Annotated in this window: 15 protein-coding genes; 9 read left to right on the top strand and 6 right to left on the bottom strand. The window is 71.9% G+C overall.

The window, feature by feature from the left end; translation table 11 throughout:
* Nucleotides 1-224: 224 nt before the first annotated feature.
* Nucleotides 225-959, bottom strand: coding sequence for a TetR/AcrR family transcriptional regulator (locus H305_RS44660; RefSeq protein ID WP_037762699.1), 735 nt, complete (start codon nucleotides 957-959; stop codon nucleotides 225-227).
* 117 nt (nucleotides 960-1,076) lie between these two features.
* On the opposite strand from H305_RS44660, the gene H305_RS0106525 reads away from it, so the two are divergent.
* Complete coding sequence (locus tag H305_RS0106525) at nucleotides 1,077-2,294, top strand: saccharopine dehydrogenase family protein (protein ID WP_028799709.1); 1,218 nt, start codon at nucleotides 1,077-1,079, stop codon at nucleotides 2,292-2,294.
* 191 nt (nucleotides 2,295-2,485) lie between these two features.
* Here H305_RS0106525 and H305_RS0106520 read toward each other — a convergent pair whose 3' ends face one another.
* Nucleotides 2,486-2,839 (bottom strand): DUF1330 domain-containing protein, encoded by a 354-nt coding sequence (locus H305_RS0106520; protein WP_028799708.1) that lies wholly within the window; start codon nucleotides 2,837-2,839, stop codon nucleotides 2,486-2,488.
* A gap of 144 nt (nucleotides 2,840-2,983) precedes the next feature.
* Nucleotides 2,984-3,475 carry an FBP domain-containing protein gene (locus H305_RS0106515; RefSeq protein WP_028799707.1) on the bottom strand — a complete coding sequence of 164 codons (492 nt, stop codon included), beginning with the start codon at nucleotides 3,473-3,475 and terminating at the stop codon, nucleotides 2,984-2,986.
* Between the two features lie 71 nt (nucleotides 3,476-3,546).
* Between H305_RS0106515 and H305_RS0106510 the strand changes: the two genes are divergently transcribed.
* From H305_RS0106510 to H305_RS0106495, 4 genes are all read left to right on the top strand, one after another.
* The gene (locus H305_RS0106510; RefSeq protein WP_028799706.1) at nucleotides 3,547-4,119 is read left to right on the top strand and encodes a TetR/AcrR family transcriptional regulator; all 573 of its coding nucleotides are present in this window, start codon (nucleotides 3,547-3,549) and stop codon (nucleotides 4,117-4,119) included.
* Between the two features lie 313 nt (nucleotides 4,120-4,432).
* On the top strand, nucleotides 4,433-5,617 hold the full coding sequence (locus H305_RS0106505) for a GDSL-type esterase/lipase family protein (RefSeq protein WP_028799705.1): 1,185 nt from the start codon (nucleotides 4,433-4,435) through the stop codon (nucleotides 5,615-5,617).
* A gap of 201 nt (nucleotides 5,618-5,818) precedes the next feature.
* The gene (locus H305_RS0106500) at nucleotides 5,819-6,376 is read left to right on the top strand and encodes a hypothetical protein (RefSeq protein WP_028799704.1); all 558 of its coding nucleotides are present in this window, start codon (nucleotides 5,819-5,821) and stop codon (nucleotides 6,374-6,376) included.
* Nucleotides 6,377-6,435: 59 nt separating this feature from the next.
* Nucleotides 6,436-7,086, top strand: a complete 651-nt coding sequence (locus H305_RS0106495) for a hypothetical protein (protein ID WP_028799703.1) — start codon at nucleotides 6,436-6,438, stop codon at nucleotides 7,084-7,086.
* Here the strand turns inward: H305_RS0106495 and H305_RS44655 are convergent.
* Both H305_RS44655 and H305_RS0106485 read right to left on the bottom strand, forming a co-directional pair.
* Nucleotides 7,050-8,495 (bottom strand): S28 family serine protease, encoded by a 1,446-nt coding sequence (locus tag H305_RS44655; protein ID WP_078628904.1) that lies wholly within the window; start codon nucleotides 8,493-8,495, stop codon nucleotides 7,050-7,052. The genes H305_RS0106495 and H305_RS44655 overlap by 37 nt on opposite strands.
* Nucleotides 8,496-8,862: 367 nt before the next feature.
* A complete protein-coding gene (locus tag H305_RS0106485) occupies nucleotides 8,863-9,258 on the bottom strand; it encodes a hypothetical protein (RefSeq protein ID WP_028799702.1) in 396 nt (131 codons plus the stop codon).
* Between the two features lie 222 nt (nucleotides 9,259-9,480).
* Here H305_RS0106485 and H305_RS0106480 point away from each other — a divergent pair, with 222 nt between their 5' ends.
* Both H305_RS0106480 and H305_RS0106475 read left to right on the top strand, forming a co-directional pair.
* Nucleotides 9,481-10,152 (top strand): VOC family protein, encoded by a 672-nt coding sequence (locus H305_RS0106480; protein WP_028799701.1) that lies wholly within the window; start codon nucleotides 9,481-9,483, stop codon nucleotides 10,150-10,152.
* A gap of 95 nt (nucleotides 10,153-10,247) precedes the next feature.
* Entirely contained in the window at nucleotides 10,248-10,730 is a 483-nt protein-coding gene (locus H305_RS0106475) for an HIT family protein (RefSeq protein ID WP_028799700.1), read from the top strand.
* 187 nt (nucleotides 10,731-10,917) lie between these two features.
* Here the strand turns inward: H305_RS0106475 and H305_RS0106470 are convergent, their stop codons facing one another.
* Nucleotides 10,918-11,922: a LacI family DNA-binding transcriptional regulator gene (locus H305_RS0106470; protein WP_028799699.1), complete on the bottom strand. Its 1,005-nt coding sequence runs from the start codon at nucleotides 11,920-11,922 to the stop codon at nucleotides 10,918-10,920.
* A 144-nt stretch (nucleotides 11,923-12,066) separates the two neighbouring features.
* On the opposite strand from H305_RS0106470, the gene H305_RS0106465 reads away from it, so the two are divergent.
* Entirely contained in the window at nucleotides 12,067-12,957 is an 891-nt protein-coding gene (locus tag H305_RS0106465) for an amidohydrolase family protein (RefSeq protein WP_028799698.1), read from the top strand.
* 40 nt (nucleotides 12,958-12,997) lie between these two features.
* Complete coding sequence (locus H305_RS0106460) at nucleotides 12,998-13,498, top strand: cysteine dioxygenase (RefSeq protein ID WP_028799697.1); 501 nt, start codon at nucleotides 12,998-13,000, stop codon at nucleotides 13,496-13,498.
* Nucleotides 13,499-13,640 lie beyond the last annotated feature (142 nt).

Genomic DNA, 13,640 nt, shown 5'->3' with positions numbered 1-13,640 from the left:
GGCGAGCTGCCGGGCGCAGGCGTCCCGGGCCGCGGTGGACAGCAAGGAGCCCGCACCGTCGAACGACCGGTGCAGAGCGGGGCCGTACCGGTCGGCGAGCTCCTCGTCGTGGGCCAGTACGTCGAGTTCGTTGGCGGCGGTGATCTCCAGGAACGTGCGCAGGTCCGCGTCGGCGACGGTGTGCTCGCGACCTTATGTCGGAGGCATCGGCGTCGTCGGTCACCTCACGAGTCCTGGTCGTGGAACTGCCGCGGGGGCAACCCCTGCGGCAGTTGGGCGGCGGCGCTGTCCAGCAGCATGTCCAGGGCCGTCGGATAGGCGCTGGTGACCATGCGGGTGGCGAGCAGAGGTGCGGCCTCGGCGATACGGGGGTGGGTGGTGGCGGGCAGTCCGGCGTACGTGGAGCGCCACATGGCCTCGTCGGCGCGCAGTGCGGCGCTGGGCAGGGCGAGGGAGGCGGCGTCGAGCGCGGCGAAGGCGAGCGTCTGGTCGATGAAGGCGTGGTAGATCCGCACCGTGTCGGGCAGCGGGAACCCGGCGGTGCGCAGCACCTCCAGGACCGCCTCGTCGGCCGCCAGCTCGTTGGCCCGGCCGCTGACACGGCTGGCGGTCAGCTGGGCGGCCTGGGGGTGGGCGACGTACGCGGCGTGGATGCGCAGTCCCACGGCGCGCAGGTCGGCCCGCCACTCCCCCGTCGGCCGCCAGCCCCGCAGGGCCCGCCCGACGAGGGCGTCGCCGATGGCGAGGGTCAGGTCGTCCATGCCCCGGAAGTAGCGGTAGAGCGTGCTCGGGTCGCAGTCGAGTGCCAGGCCGAGGCGGCGCGCGGTGAAGCCGGCGCTGCCGTGCTCGCGGAGCATGCGCAGCGCGGTCTCGACGATCAGCCGCTCGGACAGCACGGTGCCGCTCCGAGTGGGTCGGCGGCGTCGCCGCTTCTCCTCGGGCACCACGGGTTTCGCCACGGCGGCCTCCTCACCGGACCTCTTATGCCAACGCCATTGACCTTACGGGACGCCGGGGCGTTGTATCTGCCGCGAGGGGCGCGCCTCGTTCCGTAGGACCGACAGGGAGTTCTTGCCATGCGTGTACTGCTCGTGGGCGCCGGTGGCGTGGGCACCGCGATCACCCGGATCGCGGCCCGGCGCACCTTCTTCGAGGCGATGGTGGTCGCCGACTACGATCCGGGCCGAGCCGAGGCCGCGGTCGCGGCCGTGGGCGACGACGGCCGGTTCGTGGCCGCCCGTGTCGACGCGGGTGACACCGCGGCGGTCGCCGAGCTGCTGGCCCGGCACCGCTGCGACGTGCTGCTGAACGCCACCGATCCGCGCTTCGTCATGCCGCTGTTCCAGGCGGCGCGGGCGGGTGGCGCGACCTATCTCGACATGGCGATGTCGCTGTCACGGCCGCACCCGGACCGGCCGTACGAGGAGTGCGGGGTCAAGCTCGGCGACGCCCAGTTCGCGGAGGCCGCCGACTGGGAGAAGGCGGGCGCGCTCGCACTCGTCGGCATGGGCGTCGAGCCGGGCCTGTCCGATGTGTTCGCACGGTACGCGGCCGACGAACTCTTCGACGACATCGAGGAGATCGGCGTCCGCGACGGCGCGAACCTCACCGTGGACGGCTACGACTTCGCGCCGTCCTTCAGCATCTGGACGACCATCGAGGAGTGTCTGAACCCGCCCGTCGTGTACGAGGCCGGGCGCGGCTGGTTCACCACTGCGCCGTTCAGCGAACCCGAGGTGTTCGACTTCCCCGAGGGCATCGGTGAGGTCGAGTGCGTGAACGTGGAGCACGAGGAGGTGCTGCTCGTGCCACGCTGGGTCGACGCCCGCCGTGTCACCTTCAAGTACGGCCTCGGGCGCGAGTTCATCGAGACGCTGAAGACGCTCCACCTGCTCGGGCTCGACCGCACGGAACCGGTGACGGTGCCGGGCGCCGACGGCCCGGTCGCCGTGTCGCCCCGGGACGTCGTGGCGGCCTGTCTGCCCGACCCGGCGACGCTGGGCGAGCGGATGCACGGCAAGACCTGTGCGGGCACCTGGGTGCGCGGCAGCAAGGACGGTGCGCCGCGCGAGGTGTACCTGTACCACGTGGTCGACAACCAGTGGTCGATGGCGGAGTACGGCTGCCAGGCGGTGGTGTGGCAGACGGCGGTCAATCCGGTCGTCGCCCTGGAACTCGTCGCCACCGGCGCCTGGACCGGTTCGGGCGTCCTCGGTCCGGAGGCCTTCCCGGCCGGACCCTTCCTGGACCTGCTGACGGCGTACGGCTCTCCGTGGGGCATGCGCGAGCAGTGACCCGTACGGGCGGTGGCAGCCGGCGGTCGGACGTCCGGCAGGGCCGGGCGTCCGCTGCGGTGGTGTCCCAGGAAGGCCTCGGCGGCGTCGCGCCGAGTCGGCGGGGCGCGCAGTGTGCCCCCAGGCGTCCGGTGGGATGCGGCCCCCGCTTCGTGGCGTGATCGCGGCGGCCACGGGCGCCTGCCCAGGCCTCACGAAGCGGTACGTGCGGCCCGCAGGTGCTGCACCGTCTCCGCGGCCCGGTACGTGGGCGCGACGCCGTCGACCAGCAGGAGGTCGCCGTCGATGTGCCGGGTACGCAGGGGCAGCAGCTCCTGGTACGCGGGCGAGTCGTACCAGTCCCGCGCGTCGGCGAAGGAGGGGAAGACGAGGATGACGATCGCGTCCGGCCAGCTGCCTTCCCTGACCTCGCGTTCCGGTGCTCCGTGGACGAGGAACCGGCCGCCGAACGGGTCGAGCGTGTCCTGCACACGCTCCATGTACGTCAGGACCTCGTCGTGGGGCTCGGCGGACGGGCGCAGGTTGGCGATGGCGTAGGCAGGCACGCAAGTCTCCTCTTGTTCACGGCGCTCCGCACTTGAGCACCGAAGTCCGGTGCGGTTCGCGGCACTTGGCTGCCGCTCCGCACGGACGACACTGCCGGTTCGTAGGGCGCGGGTCGATTACCCGGCGGGTAATGGACGCCGAAGTCAGCCGGTCACCTTCGCGATGAACGCGGCCAGGTTCATCACCGTCCGCTCGATCTTCTCCTCCAGCGTGAGCGACTCGTGGAACCTGGCACCGATTCCGGCGTCCTTCTTGCCCCGTACGTAGAGCGAGCAGCAGAGGTCGCTGCACATGTAGATGCCCACCGAATTGCCCTGCTGCCCGGCCTTGCCCGCCCTGGGGGCGACCATCAGGGAGACGCCTCCGGTGTGGGCGGTCAGGCATATCGAGCACATGCTGCGCCGCGTCTGCCCGGAGGCGGGGCCGCCGGCCCGCAGCCGGACGGCTACGGGCCGGCCGTCGAGTTCGGTGACGAGGTAGGCGCGGTCGGGGGCCTGTGGGTCCCGCCAGCCGAGGTGGTCCAGGTCGTCCCACGGGGTCTCGGCCAGCTCGCGGGGGACGGACAGCCGCTTCGCCTCGCCCTTGGTGCAGTTCACGAACGCGGCGCGGATCTCTTGCTCGGTGAGGGGCTTCATAAGAGGCACGCTAATTTGCCTAAAGCTTTTAGGCAAATGCATAATGACCTCAGGCTAGTGAAGGGATAGTCATGGCAGGACGTGCAGGACTGACCACCGAACGACTGGTCCGGGCGGGGGCGGAACTGGCCGACCGGGAAGGCTTCGACCAGGTGACGGTCTCGGAGCTGGCCAGGCAGTTCGACGTCAAGGTCGCGAGCCTGTACTCGCATGTGAAGAACTCGCAGGACCTCAAGACCAAGATCGCCCTGCTGGCCCTGGAGGAGCTGGCAGAGCGGGGGGCCGATGCCCTGGCCGGGCGCGCGGGCCGGGAGGCGCTGGCCGCGTTCGCGAACGTCTACCGCGACTACGCCCACGAGCACCCCGGCCGGTACGCCGCCGCTCAGCTGCGGCTCGACCCGGCGACGGCGGCGGCGAGCGCCGGAGTCAAGCACGCGCAGATGATGCGGGCGATCCTGCGCGGTTACGACCTCACGGAGCCTGAACAGACGCACGCGGTGCGGCTGATGGGCAGTGTCTTCCATGGCTACGTCAGCCTGGAGATGGCCGGAGGGTTCAGCCACAGTGCTCCCGACTCCGAGGAGTCCTGGTCATGGGTGCTGGACCACCTCGACGGGCTGTTGCGGAGCCGGCCCGTTTCGTGAGCGGTCCCGGAGCCGACCCATCGTGAGCGGTCCCGGAGCCGACCGGTTTCCTGACCGGTCCCGGTCCCGGAGCCGGGCCGGGGTCTGCCCGATCCGGCGCGACCGGGCCACGGAGCCGACCCTGCCCCGTAACGCCCCGGAGCTCCGGCACCCCGGACCCGGACCCCGCCCGCAAGCCGCACGGGCCCTCCTCGTGCCGCTCGGTGCGGCGCCGCGCGGCACCGCCGTCACCCGCCGCCCCGAGCGCGCGCCCGCCCCGCGCCGTGCCGTGCCGTGCCGCAGATCCCGACATCCACACCACCGAGCAGGAACCATGAACAGCGAGCACCACTGGATCACCACGCCCATCACCACGGAGATCGTGCGCGGCGCCCTCGAACTTGAGCACACCGCGCACGGTGTGCTGCCTCACCGGCTGCCGGGCTGGGCCCGTGCCCAGTGCTCGGACGGGCAGCTCGCCATGGCCGAGTCCCAGCCGTCCGGCGTCCGGCTGGCCCTGCGCACCCGGGCCACCGCCCTGGAGCTGGACGTCCTGCCCACCAAGCGGGTGTACACGGGCGCCCCGGCCCGTCCGGACGGGGTGTACGACCTGCTCGTCGACGGACGCCTGACGAGTCAGGCGTCGGTGAGCGGCGGCAACGTCCTGACCATCGACCTGACCACCGGAACCGTCCGACACCGGCCCGGCGCGGCGGGAACGCTCGCCTTCACCGGACTGCCCGACGGCGTCAAGGACGTCGAGATCTGGCTCCCGCACAACGAGAGCACCGAACTCGTCGCGTTGCGCAGCGACGCCCCCGTCGAGCCGGCGCCGGATGCGGGCCGCAAGGTATGGCTGCACCACGGCAGTTCGATCAGCCACGGCTCCGACGCGCAGAGCCCGACCGGCACCTGGCCCGCGCTCGCCGCCGCGCGCGGCGGGGTGGAGCTGATCAACCTCGGTCTGGGCGGCGGCGCGCTGCTCGACCCCTTCACCGCCCGCACCCTGCGGGACACCCCCGCGGACCTGATCAGCGTCAAGATCGGCATCAACGTCGTCAACGCGGACCTGATGAGGCTGCGCGCGTTCACCCCGGCCGTGCACGGCTTCCTCGACACGATCCGGGAGGGTCACCCCACCGCACCGCTGCTGGTCGTCTCGCCCATCCTGTGCCCCATCCACGAGGACACCCCCGGCCCGTGCGCCCCGGACCTCAGCACGCTCGGCACCGGACAGCTCCGGTTCGCGGCCATGGGAGACCCGGCGGAGACGGCGAGCGGGAAGCTGACCCTCACCGTCATCCGCGCGGAACTCGCGCGGATCGTACGGGAACGCTCGGCCGAGGACCCGCATCTGCACTACCTCGACGGTCGTGACCTCTATGGCGAGGCCGACTTCGCCGAACTGCCCCTGCCCGACCGGCTCCACCCGGACGCCGCCACGCATCGGCTCATCGGTGAGCGCTTCGCCCGGCAGGCCTTCACCGGCGGCGGAGCCTTCGCGGACGGCACCGCCTGACACGGGCGGGCCGTCGATCACGCGTTCGGCTCCGCGTCGCGCGCGCGGCGTCCCGTGCGGGCCGGGGCTTCCGGAACTCCGTGCCGCGCCGTCGGCGAGCGGAGGTCGGCCCGGCCGTGCGCCGCCCGTGTTTCAGCCGGAGACCCTTGGGAAGTCGTTACAAGTCGGACATCAGGGACACCAAGAGGGAGGTGCGACCCCATGTCAACAGGGACAATCCTCGCCATCGTCATTCCCGTGGTGGTGGTGATCGCCCTGCTCGCCGTGGTGGTGTCGATGCTCATGCGCCGCAACCGGCTGCGCGAGCGTTTCGGCCCGGAGTACGAACGCACGGTGGAGGAGGCCGACAGCCGCACGGCCGCCGAGCGCGAGCTCAAGGCCCGCGAGAAGCGCCACGACTCGCTGGACATCAAGCCCCTGGACCGAAACGTCCGGGACCGCTACGCGCGGGACTGGACCAGCGTGCAGGAGGAGTTCGTGGACCGTCCGGAGGACTCCGTGCACGACGCCGACCGCCTGGTGACGTCCTTGATGCACGAACGCGGTTACCCCACCCAGGACTTCGACCAGCAGCTCAAGGACCTCTCGGTCGAACACGGGCGCACACTCGAGCACTACCGGGCCGCTCACGAGGTCGACGAGCTGAGCACCGAGCACAGGGCGACCACCGAACAACTGCGGGGCGCAATGGTCCACTATCGCGCCCTGTTCGAGGAGCTGCTCTCCGACGGCGGCGGCGCCCGCCACGCCCGGGTCTGAGCACCCGCCGCACGGCCCGCCACCGTCCGAGACACCGAGGCTTGTGGAACGGAGAAGACATGCGACGCGCACACAAACCTGACAGCGCCCGAAAGAGCGGTCTGTCGACCGAGGATCTCGCCAGGCCCCGCGAAGGGAACGCCGAGGAGGCGACGGACGCCCGACGCGACGCGCCCATGTTCCCCGGTGAGAGCACGGGCTCGGCGGGCAGCGCCCCCGGCACCCCGGCGGGCAGGTCCTCGGACACACCTGCCGCCACGCGCTCGGAAACACCTACGCGCACGCCCCCGGACACCGCGGCGGACAGGACCCCGGGCTCCGGGACGGACGCGGCGGACTCGGGGACCGCGCCCACGGCGACGGACCCTGCCGCACGCCCCGACACCCGCACGCAGCCCGAAGAGACACACGCACCCAGCGGCGACGCCCGGGGCGACGACGACGTACAGCTCCTGAGCCCGCGGGACGAGGAAGGGTTCCGCGCGCGCTGGCAGGAGACCCAGAGTCAGTTCGTCGACGACCCGCGCGATGCCGTGCACAGCGCGGACGCCCTCGTGGCCGACGTGATGCAGGAGCTGGCCTCGACGTTCGCCGATCACAAGCGGGAGCTTGAGGACCAGTGGAATCGGGGTGAGCAGGCCGACACCGAGGATCTGCGGCTGGCCCTGCGCCACTACCGCTCGTTCTTCAACCGTCTCCTGGCCGCCTGAATCGTCCCGTCGCCTCGGCGACGCGGGTGCCCCGTGGCCCCCGCGTCGCCGGGGCGACCCGTGCGAGGGGTGCCGGCCCAGCGGGAGAGGGCGGCGGTGGCATCGGCCCGGTCTGCCGGGGACAGTTGCGCGATGGTCGCGTGATGGTTGCCGCCGGAAGCCCACAGGACGCGGGAGTCGCGGGGGCCGGGGCGGAAGGCCTCGGCGACGGAGGGGTCCTGGGTGCCGTTGACGAAGAGCAGACGGGTGCCGTGACGGCGGACCCAGCGGTCGATGTCGGGCATGGCCTCGGCGTCGAAGGTCATGGGGATGTCACGGGGGACGAAATTGCGCGGTTCGACTGCGCCGGGGTGGCGGAGGAGACCGGACAGATGCTCCTGCGGGACGTCCAAGTAGCCGAGCTGGGTGCCCAGTTGATAGAAGTACGGGATGAAGTCCTGTGCGACCGTGTCCGTGTAGAGGGCCAGCCCGGCGACGTCGTCCAGCCACGCGTACAACTCGTCGGTGGTCGCGGTCGCGGTGGGGATGTCGGCCGCGTCCGGGGCGTCGGAATACTGCCAGAACATGAACGGCGCCCGCAGGACGGCGGTTTCGAGGGCCTTGTCCGCGCTACCGACGATACGGAAGGTCCTGCCGGTGGAGGCGGCCCAGGCCTCGTACCGGGCGACCATGTCCTCGCGGCGCAGCAGGATCTGCCGCTGCGCCTCCTTGAGGGCGTCGCGGCACTCGCGGGTACCCACGGTCTCCAGGAAGCGGATGTACGCCGAGTCCTCGCGGTCGTCCACGTTGTCAGGGGCGGAGTAGACCACGCTGCCGTCCACGTCGTGGGGGTGGAACCGGCGGTGGTACACGGTGGCCATACCGCCCTTGCTGCCACCGGTTGAGATCCACGCTCCGCGGTACAGGCCGCGGAAGAGGCGCACGACGCGGTGATGGTCGTCAGCAGCCTGACGGATGGTCAGGAACTTGTAGCCGTGTGCCGCCGGGCGCGAGGTGCCGAAGTACCGGTGCTCCACCTGGATCTGGTTGCCGCCGAGCAGTGCGGCCGGCTCCGTCCGCCGGGGCTTGAGCACGGCCTCGTAGCCGGTGGTGAACAGCACGGTGGGCCGGTCCACCGAGGTGTGCAGGAGCGTGAGGCGCTGCTCGAAGGTGCCTGCCGAGGGGTCCGTGTGATCGACGGGCTGGCGCAGGCCCAGAACGAAGAAGCGGTAGCCCGGCTCCGCCCCGGCCGGTTCCTCGATCACCCTGAGTCCCGGCAGGGCCCGCAGGGCGTCCAGTACCCCGTCGTCCGTGCGACCGGCCGGGCGTGCGGCCGCGACCGCCTGGTTCGCGGTCACGGTCGCCGCGGCGGTGAGGGCCGCCGCGGAGGCCGTCGAAGCGAGCAGATGCCGTCTCGTCCACGTACGCATCCTGAGTCCTTCCCGAGCGGGGCAGCGCCGGTGTCACCGACTCCCCGGCGCGGCGCCACGGTCTGTGTCGCCGACCGCTTCAGTACATCCGCCGGACCGGTGCGCGAAGATCCCGCTCGTAGGGGAAGTGCCTCCCCCTGACGGGGGAGACGGCGCCGCCGCACCGGCCACGAGCGCACGGCTGCGCAACGCACGCCGGACGACCCGGGGTGACGGGAGCGCCTCGGTCTCGGCGCGCCTCCGCCTCGACGGCGTTGCCGTGCGCCTCGGCTCGACGCGCTCTCGCCCGAACCGCGTCGGCCGGTCGCTCCGCGCCGACCCGGCCGTGAGGACGGGCGAGTGGCGGCCGTACCGAATCGGCGCCGTCTCAGGCGGCGCCCCGCTCGGGCGAGATCAGCCACCGCCAGCGTCCACGCTCCGTAAGCAGCGTGGCCGCTGCCATCGCGCTCACCAGGACCGCTGCCCAGAGAGGCCAGGCCGCCCAGGACGATACGACGGCGGCGGCCAGTTGGAGGAGCACGAGCAGGATGGTGACCGGACCCGGCACCGCGACGATGACGTTCGCCTTGTCGCCCGGGGTGGAGAACACCGTCGGAAGACCGATCAGCACGACGACGGACACCACAGCCAGAAGCCAGGAGTGACCCGCCAGCGCCCAAGGGGTCGCCACCCAGGCGACGATCTCCGTCGCGAAGCGCAGCACGGACGCCGTCCGGTCGTCCGGTCGTCCCGAGGTCGCTCCCCCACCCGCAGCATCGGTCACCCCCGGACCCTCTCACGGCACACCGCCCACTGTCACCGGTCCGCCGAGCGCACACCCGGTGTCCGCCGCGGCGAGACACCTCGGGCCCGCCGCACCTCTCTCCGCCCGGCATCCTCGGCACCTCCGACAGCCCCTCCCACCCCACCGCACAGCAGCAGGTCACGACCGCATCCGCCCTTACCGACATGGTGTACGCGCGCCCCCACTGGGATCATCGACGCCATGGAGACGCTCAGCACCCCGGCCGTGCTCGCCGCCATCGCGGACGGACTCGGCGACTGGCGCAAGCTGGCCCAGTCCCTCACCACCCGTTATCCGGTCGCGGACATCGTTCGAGGAGCCGCGTTCGTGACCGCCGTCGCGCAGGCGGCGGTCGCCGCGGGGCGCGACCCGGAGGTGCGGCTGGGCCACGGATGCGTCGACGTGGCCCTGTCGTCCAGGGACGACACCCGGGGCGGTCGGTGGATCACGGCGCAGGACCTCGAACTGGCCCGCGCGATCAGCAGGATCGCCCAGGAGCACGACCTCACCGCCACCCCGGGTGCGGTGGCGCAGGTGGAACTCGGCCTCGACACCGCCGACGACACGGCTGTGGGCCCGTTCTGGTCCGCGCTCCTGACCGGCGACCCGGACAACCTCGTGTTCGACACGGTCCTCGACCCCACGAACCGCGTGCCCAACGTGTGGTTCCAGCGGACCGACGCCCACGACACCCCGCGCCAGCGCTGGCACATCGACCTGTGGCTGGCTCCGGAGGTCGCCGGGGAGCGTATCGCGGCCGCCGTCGCCGCGGGCGGCACGGTGGTCGACGCCTCCGAAGCACCGTCCTTCACCGTGCTCGCCGACGCCGACGGCAACAAGGTGTGTGTCTGCACCGCTCTCGACCGCGACTAGGTCCCGCGAAAGACGCGCGGGCACCTTGGCCGTTCCTCGCACCGACCGCCGCGGTCACCCGGTACGGCACCGGCCTGTGGGTAGAGTCGCCGCACATGGGTGACGAGTGGCGCAAGGACCGGATCGGCAGCGCACTGCGGGGTGAGAACCCCGCGGTACTGCGACGGCTGGACGCGGGATTCGCGGTGATCGGGGACGTCCAGTTCCTGCCGGGATACTCGGTGCTCCTGGCGGACGATCCCGCGGTGCAGCGGCTGTCGGACCTGCCGAAGGGCAGGCGGCTGGCCTTCCTCTCCGACATGGACCGTCTCGGCGAGGCCGTGGAGCGTGCCTGCCGACGGCTGGACCCGGCCTTCCGCCGGGTGAACCTGGAGATCCTCGGCAACACCGACGGATTCCTGCACGCTCACGTGTGGCCGCGGTTCGAGTGGGAGCCCGCGGACCTGGTGGGCCTGCCGGTGTGGCTCTACCCGCGGGAGATGTGGAGCGAAGGGGACTACGCCCTCGGGCCGCGGCACGCCGACCTGCGCGAGGCGATCGGTGACGAACTCGACCGTCTGGCACCCTCGCCCAGCTGAGCACCGAGCCCGCACCACCGGCCCCGCACAGCCCAGGTCCGCCGCCGTCAGGCAATGATCAGGTCCGCCGCCGTAGACGAGGCCAGGTCCGGCACCACCGGACGGGGATCAGATCCGGCAACCCCGGACAGCCTTCAGGTACGGCACGACCCGGCCGCGCCCGGTCAGGACCGCCGCCGGGCCTTCCTCACGCCCGTACCGCAGAGCCCCGCTCGCTCATCCGCGGCGCGCACAGGATCCGCTTCCGGCGCACCCGTTTGCCCTCGATCGCCGCGACGGTCAGCCGTGCCGCCTCCGCGGCGATCTCGGCCAGCCCCCAGTCGACGGTGGTCAGCGGCGGTGTGAGCACGCGGGAGACGGGGTGATCGTCGAAGCCGACCACGGAGACGTCCCGCCCGACCGTGAGCGAGGCCTCCGCCGCGGCCGCGTACACCCCGTAGGCCAGCGAGTCGGAGAAGCAGAAGACGGCGGTGTTGCGCCGCCCCCCGTCCAGGACGCCCCGCGCCACCGCCGTCGCCTCACTCAACTCCTGTGGACAAGGGACCAGTTCGGCCTCCAGACCGAGCCGGTCGGCCGCCTCGCCGACATAGACGTCGGCGGGCCGGTCCGGTGTGCTCGGCCGGGTGGGCGTCAGCACCGTCACCCTGCGGTGGCCGAGCCGGTGCAGATACTCCAGTACGGCGTCGATGCCGGCCCTGTTGTCGAAGATGACCTGCCCGGCCGTACGGGCCCGGCTCAGCGAATCCCCCACGGCCACCACGGGCAGCGCGTCGGCGATCGCCGCCCAGTCCTCCGCCGAGGGGTTCACGGGAGACACGAGCAGCGCGTCCACGCGCTGGTCGCGCAGCTGTTTGGCCAGTGCGAGCTCCCGGTCGGGGTCGCCGCCCGCGTCCACGATGAGCGCGTACCGGTCGCCGACCAGCAGCTCCCGCCCGATGGCGGCCATCAACTGCTGCTGCCAGAGGTCCTGAAGGTCACCCGCGAGGACCCCGACCATGCTGGTACGGCCGCTCGCCAGGGCGCGCGCGATGGGGTCGGCCTCGTAACCGAGCTCGGCGGCGGCCCTGCGCACCCGTTCCTCGGTCTCCTTGGATACGTGCTGGCCCCGCAGGGCGTAGGAGACGGCGGCGGTGGAGAGGCCCGTGGCCTCGGCCACCTCCCTGAGGGTGGTGCGTTTGTTGGGCCTGGCCATGCCGGGAAGCCTACCGGGACCTGTCCGATCCGTGGGCGCAGGCTTGACACGCCTTCTTGTTAAGCGATTAAGTTAAACGCATCACTGAAGCGCTTAACCTCGCCTCTCACCCGGCCGCCGCAAGGATTTTCCCGAGGATCCAGCGTGCTCATCGACGTCCACCAGCACTTCTGGCCGCCCGCCTTCGTCGAGCTGCTGCGGGCCCGCACCACGCCACCGCGCCTCGACGGCTGGACCCTGCACCTGACGGGCGAGCCGCCGTACGAGGTCGCCCCGGCCGATCACGACCTCGCGACCCGCGCCGCTCTCGCCGGCGCCGACGGCCTCGATCTGGCGCTGGTCTCGCTCTCCAGCCCGCTGGGCATCGAGCAGCTGCCGCCGGCGGAGGCCACGCCATTGCTGGACGCCTTCCACGACGGCGCCCTCGCCCTGCCCGCACCCTTCGGCGTCTGGGCCTCGGCCTGTATCTCCGACCCGGACCCGGAAGCCGTCGAGCGCGCGCTGCGCCGCGGCTGCGTCGGTCTCCAGCTGCCCGCCACCGCGTTGCTCGACGCGGCGGGCTGGCGGAAGCGCGCCTCGCTCCTGGACACCCTCGTCCGCCTGGACAAACCCCTGTTCGTCCACCCGGGCCAGGCTCCGCCCGGCGCCGAGGCCCCACCCTGGTGGCCCGCCCTGGTCCCGTACCTCCAGCAGATGCACGCCTCCTGGTTCGCCTTCCGCGCCTTCGGCCGCGCGCGCCATCCGCGCCTGCGTGTCTGCTTCGCCGCACTGGCCGGCCTGGCTCCCCTGCACGGCGAACGGTTCGCGTCGCGCGGGGGCGGGCGCGGCGAGGTCGACTTCGGCGTCTTCTACGAGACGTCCTCGTACGGCACGCGCGCCGTGGACGCCCTCGTCCGGGCCGTCGGCATCGACGTGATCGTCAACGGCAGCGACCGCCCCTACGCCGCGCCCGTCGTACCCGACCTCGGCGCGGACGCCGCACGGCACGCCCTGCGCACCACCAACCCCCTCCGTCTGCTGCACGGGAGCTCCTGAGCCCCGCGCGGGACGGACGACACCTCGAAGGAGGAACACCATGACGTACGACTCCCTCCCGGACCGCACACTGGACAAGCGCGAGCTCCAGGAACTCGTCGACACCCTCGCGGCCCGCCCCGACCTCTGGCGCGAGCAGGTCGCCTTCTCCGACGAGGCACGGCACTACGCCTCCCTGCACCGTGACGAGTACGTCGACGTGTGGCTGTTGTGCTGGACCCGGGCGAACGACACCGGCTGGCACGACCACGACATCTCGTCCGGAGCGGTCAGCGTGGTGCAGGGCGCACTGAGCGAGTCCAATCCGCGCATAGGCGGCAGTCATCTGTCCGTCACCGTCGGGGCCGGTGAGTCCTTCTGCTTCGGCCCCGAGCACATCCACCGGCTCACCGGGGCCACGGACGACGCGGTGTCCATCCACGCGTACTCGCCGCCGTTGTGGCGTCTTGGCCAGTACGACATCACCGAGGACGGCCTGATGCGTCGCATCTCCGTCTCGTACGCGGACGAGCTGCGCCCCCTGGGCAACCCGGCCGCCTGACACCCGTCCGCGCCGCGACGACCGGCGCGTCAGGGTGAAACACACACGTTCGAACCGGGCCATTCGTCGCACACCGCGCGTGATTCATCAGACGCGCCGTCGGAATTCCCGCATATATCATGCCAAAAAGTGTGTTATTCAC

The organism is Streptomyces sp. 142MFCol3.1, from assembly GCF_000424945.1.
Classification (GTDB): domain Bacteria; phylum Actinomycetota; class Actinomycetes; order Streptomycetales; family Streptomycetaceae; genus Streptomyces; species Streptomyces siamensis.
This window is presented reverse-complemented; position numbering and strand designations above follow the sequence as displayed.